This is a genomic window from Nitrosomonas supralitoralis (assembly GCF_003011925.2).
Lineage (GTDB): Bacteria > Pseudomonadota > Gammaproteobacteria > Burkholderiales > Nitrosomonadaceae > Nitrosomonas > Nitrosomonas supralitoralis.
Window position 1 is genome coordinate 1 of record NZ_PXXU01000110.1, and the last position, 3,896, is coordinate 3,896.

General features: G+C 45.5%; 4 protein-coding genes. 2 read left to right on the plus strand and 2 right to left on the minus strand.

The window, feature by feature from the left end:
• Window positions 1–274: 274 nt before the first annotated feature.
• Window positions 275–1,372: an ADP-ribosylglycohydrolase family protein gene (locus C7H79_RS16555; protein WP_106708347.1), complete on the plus strand. Its 1,098-nt coding sequence runs from the start codon at window positions 275–277 to the stop codon at window positions 1,370–1,372.
• A 110-nt stretch (window positions 1,373–1,482) separates the two neighbouring features.
• Here C7H79_RS16555 and C7H79_RS16560 read toward each other — a convergent pair whose 3' ends face one another.
• Complete coding sequence (locus tag C7H79_RS16560) at window positions 1,483–2,517, minus strand: methyltransferase (protein ID WP_106708348.1); 1,035 nt, start codon at window positions 2,515–2,517, stop codon at window positions 1,483–1,485.
• A gap of 82 nt (window positions 2,518–2,599) precedes the next feature.
• Window positions 2,600–3,121: an SRPBCC family protein gene (locus C7H79_RS16565; protein ID WP_106708349.1), complete on the minus strand. Its 522-nt coding sequence runs from the start codon at window positions 3,119–3,121 to the stop codon at window positions 2,600–2,602.
• Window positions 3,122–3,523: 402 nt separating this feature from the next.
• Here C7H79_RS16565 and wrbA point away from each other — a divergent pair.
• A partial coding sequence (gene wrbA / locus C7H79_RS16570) for an NAD(P)H:quinone oxidoreductase (RefSeq protein ID WP_119983678.1) occupies window positions 3,524–3,896 on the plus strand: 373 nt, incomplete at its 3' end.

The window sequence follows — 3,896 nt, forward strand, 5'->3', positions numbered from 1 at the left end:
TGATTTGCCCATCAAATTTAAGCCCGTCTTCTCTCCTTAGAAAGTTCTAATGGAAAATCTGGGATAAACTCAACCGACCATCATAATTGTCGCCAAAGCGGCCAAGATAATTGACGCGAGACAACTACCCCTAGCCAGGCAAATAACATTAAAAAAACTGACAAGGAATGCTGGAATTGCATATATAGAAAAAAATTTGGGATTGGACACATTAAGTCTCTGGTATTCTATAAATTATTTGCATATTATTTGATTTGATTTAATAAGGATCATCATGACAAACACAAGCACACAAGAACGCGCTGCCGGTGCCATCATGGGGGCTTTTATCGGTGATGCTCTGGCTCTCGGCCCTCATTGGTATTATGATCTCGCTGAACTTCGACGTGACTACGGGGAATGGATTACTACCTATACCGATCCCAAACCTGGCCGATATCATAGTGGACGCAAGGCCGGCCAGCTCTCTCAAGCTGGTATTATTCTTACGCTCACGCTTCAATCCCTCGTTGAACACTGCGGATATGATGAGGCGGATTTTTGCCGTCGAATGGATGAAGAGTTGTTTCCGTTTCTCGACGGCACACCGATGAGCGGACCGGGCGGTTACACCAGCCAATCGATCCGTCATGCATGGCGGTGCCGAGTAGAGCAAAAATTGCCCTGGGGGAAAACGGGAGGGCATGCTGACACCACGGAAGCGATTGAGCGCACGCTTGCTTTAGCCGTCCGTTATGCATTTCAGCCTGCTGAGCTTGCCACCCTAGTTGCCAGAAATACCCGCCTTACCCAGAGTGATGATACCGTGATCTCGATGACTGTTGCTTATGCAGCGGTACTGGGCATGCTGATACGGGGACATGCGCTGGATAAAACGCTATCTGGGAAATTGATGGAATTGGTAAAATCCGGGAAGCTACCCTTTCATGCAGTCACTTTTGCCGATTTACAACCGCCGCGCCCAGGTGATCCCGATCCGCCACGTGCCGGACGATTCGCCTCACCAGACGCCCTGCTCACGCCGTCTTATATGGCTGAAGCTGCGGCAGATGCAGATATATGCATAGAACCGGCGTGGAAGGTATCGATTGTGTACGGCATGCCCTGCGCCATTTATCACCAACTCCCTGCTGCCTATTATCTTGCTGCTCGTTTCCGGAACGATTTCGAATCCGCTGTGCTTCATGCGGTCAATGGTGGAGGGCAAAATCAAGCCCGCGCTATTCTCACTGGTGCGCTTGTAGGTGCCCAAGTAGGTTTCTCTGGTATTCCGAAACGATTTCTCGACGGACTTGAAGATCAAGACAAACTCAAAAGTCTTGCTACAGCTCTCGCCTCGCAAGTAAATGGTGGCACGGATACTAACAATTAATATCTGGAAAGTAAGGTGTTTACTAAAAATTCACACTGAATACGACGTTTGCAGAGATTAAAAGCGTAAACCAAACCTTAACGCACATCTTATAGTAATTTTAGCAAGAACTAGGGTTTTCGCGCAGTTACGATACTGTAGTAGCCGAAGGCTTTGTGGATTTGAATGTCCTCAAAGCCAATTTCCTGTAGCATAGTTGATAATTCCAGACCGGAGTATTGCTTACCCTCGGTCCAGCCCATCATTATCATACTGTAAGCAGCGGATGCAAAAGGACCATTTTTTTCATCGTTATAGAGCATTTCATGAATCACAATGCGTCCGCCGGATTCAAGGCTATTGAAACTCTTTGCGGTCAGAAAATGACACTTTTCCGGCATCCAATGGTGATAGACATCTGAAAAAAAATGCAGATCAGCCGATGGCCAATGGTCACTCCAGATATTAATTTCTTGTGTTTTAATCCGCTCCTGCAGGCTATATTGATTAATATATTCCTGAGCCACTTCGCATACCTGACGAAAATCCAGAAATATAACTTTCAGATTTGGTAACTTTGATGCCGCACCAATCGAATGAGCAGCTGAGCCTCCTGCCACATCAAGCATCACCCGATGCTGGGAAAAATCCATGACCTCAGGCCAAACGAATGCTGAGGTTATGCTGAAGCTGTGCATTCCGCGCGTGAAGCGGTGCAGTAATTCGATCTGCTCTTCATGAGATTTAAAAATATCACCGCCGCCATAAACCTGAGGAGTATCTGTGAGAATTGCCTTTTCCAGTGTTGAAAAAGAACACACCTGATAATTATCGATCATCAGATCCCAGAAGAAACCAAAGTAGTAGGGGCTCTTCTCCAGCAAATATTCTTCGGTCACTGCAGTCAGAGAATAACGTCCTTCCTGTAGCGACAGGAAACCCAATGTAGTCGCGACCGTCAGAATTGCTTCTGCTGGGCGTTGCTTGATATTTAATGAATTGCAAATATCTTCCATTGTTCGCGGACCCGCTGCAAGCAAAGCAAAGACTTTTAGCCGATGCGCCAGCAGCAATGCCGGATAACCATAAACCGCAAAGACCACATCCCACACCGGACGATCATCGACTCGTGGTAACTGAGCGTTAGAAAAAGCATCTTGTGCCATCACTCCTCCTTTAACTTTAGCTGGGTTAAAACACCCAAATCAAGTGATTATTATTAAATACTTAGATGCTATGCCGCATGATTTAAAGTGATTCTTGACTAATCGAGGCTTTCTTGGATTTTTCTGCTTCGACCAAGCGCTTGATATTCTGAACCGTTCGCTCGGCACCATCCTTTATGGCGACTCGAACTAACCCTTCAAAAGGCCGCATAATTGCCAAAATTTCGAGCAGTTCAAAAGAAAATGTTACCTTGGTTGAATTTTCTGGATCAATAGCCTGCAATTCATACGTACAGCGGTAAGGGTCAGATACTCCAATAAGCGTCAAACGCACACCAGGTTCATACGTAGAAATTTTGAATTTGGATTCTGTGCGGCGCCCCTGATCAACACGCACTTGCCGCCCTTCAGTTCCCAGTTTTACCGGCCCAGGAGTGATTTGTTCAAGCTCTTTAACCTCTGGAGACCATTTGGGGTAATTCTCGAACAAACCTTCTCCGAGATACTGGAAAATCTCACTGGCTGGGCATTCTACTATTGTATGCGCCTTGCCTACGACCGGCTCAGTGGAGCCTAAATTGAGCATGGAGCCTAAATTGAACATATTGCTTAGTCCTTTTACTGTTGGATGTACCATCCAACTGACTGATTGGCAATTGGTTTAAACGTTAAACCAATAAAGCAAAGGAAATAATTCTAAGCACTATATCAGCAAGATAAACAAGAATAAAGGCATATTTAATCGCTCCTTAAAGATTATTTAAACGGAAAAACCATAGGATATCTTTGCAAAATATAAGATTTTTATTCTGTAGCGGCAGCGATGTCGCTATCTTCGGTCAACGTGATCGTCAATGTATTGAGGGCAACGCGCAGCCAAGCTGGCGTATATAGGAAAAGTTTAAAAGAACGCTTCCGAATTTTTACTCCTACACATAATAAAAAAAGAGTACTATCAGATTTTGTGAAAGTTTTAGTTAACAATCTCAGAAATCGGAGGTGTCGCATGGCGAAAATTCTTGTCTTGTATTACAGCATGTATGGTCATATCGAAATTATGGCGAACGCAGTAGCTGAAGGTGCACGCAACGTTGAGAATGCCGAGGTTGCCGTTAAACGCGTCCCCGAACTTATGTCGGATGAAGTAGCACGAAGGGTCGGTGCCAAGCTTGATCAGCCAGCATCAATTGCGACCGTAGATGAACTACCAAACTATGATGCCATTATTTTCGGCACGCCTACACGCTTCGGCAATATGTGCGCACAAATGCGCAACTTTCTTGATCAGACAGGTCGATTGTGGCTTGACGGTGGCCTGATCGGCAAAGTGGGTAGCGTATTTACGTCTACGGGTACACAGCACGGTGGCCAGGAAACTA